Here is a 984-nt window from a genome sequence, read left to right as displayed (position 1 = left end):
ACTCGAGAATGGTTACGCCTGGTACGCCGATCATTTCGCTAATCTGTTGAATACCCAATTCAGCAGCTCCTGAGGCCACGAGGGTCGCCGCCGATCCTCCCGGCTCGGGGATCACGCGCTTCCGTGCAACGGCTTCGCTCAGCCCGTACTTTCGCAACACATTGACGAGGTGCTCTCCGCTGATGCCGTCGGAGTACGCCACCGCCGATGCGGACTTCAGGACGCGCAGGAAGCGAACTGATGTGCTGATATCCGGAAGTGGCTCATTGACTCTAAAGGCGGCGCCGCTGCGCGACAGTGCCACGGCACAGCGCTTCATCGAGGCCGGTTGACGCTCCGCAGCGTACTGGTCCACGACCTCGCTGGGTCCCAAAAAGACATCCGCTGTAATCTCGCGGGTTCCCGTTCTCTTGATGGCCGACACGCCGATGTAGCGCGCCGAGATCCGCGCACCGCTCTGCTTTTCGAATTCGGGCAGGACCGCCTCCAAAATCTTGCGGGTGGACTGGGTACTGACCAGCTCCAGCACGGAATTCGAGGAAGGGGCGGTCATTTGGCGGTCTCCTGGGCTTGGCCATGTGTCTGGCGCTGCAACGGTGATGTGGTTTGCACGGATGAATCTAAATCCCGCAGTCAACTGCCGGAAGTTGGATGAAACGATGAAGCTACGAGCCGATCGCCTTGGCCATGTCCTCGACCACCTTCTTGGCGTCGCCGAAGACCATCATGGTCTTGTCCATGTAGAAGAGCTCGTTGTCCAGGCCCGCGTAGCCCGCGGCCATGCTGCGCTTGTTCACGATCACCGTCTTGGCCTTGTAGGCCTCCAGGATCGGCATGCCGTAGATCGGCGTGCCCTTGGTGAGCGCGGCCGGGTTCACCACGTCGTTGGCCCCCAGGATGATCGCCACGTCGGCCTGCGCGAACTCGCCGTTGATGTCCTCCATCTCGAASACCTGGTCGTAGGGCACCTCGGCCTCGGCCAAG

At 61.2% G+C, this 984-nt stretch carries 2 protein-coding genes; both read right to left on the bottom strand.

Annotated elements, in window-relative coordinates:
- Nucleotides 1-553 (bottom strand): substrate-binding domain-containing protein (locus tag AC1DY5_RS56980; protein WP_478122932.1); only part of this gene is annotated, 553 nt, incomplete at its 3' end.
- Nucleotides 554-665: 112 nt separating this feature from the next.
- Nucleotides 666-984 (bottom strand): NAD(P)(+) transhydrogenase (Re/Si-specific) subunit beta (locus AC1DY5_RS56975; RefSeq protein ID WP_478122931.1); only part of this gene is annotated, 319 nt, incomplete at its 5' end.

This window comes from Variovorax sp. P4_D9 (assembly GCF_056401695.1).
The sequence above is the reverse complement of the archived record's forward strand: the minus strand, read 5'-3'. Positions and strand labels throughout refer to the sequence as shown.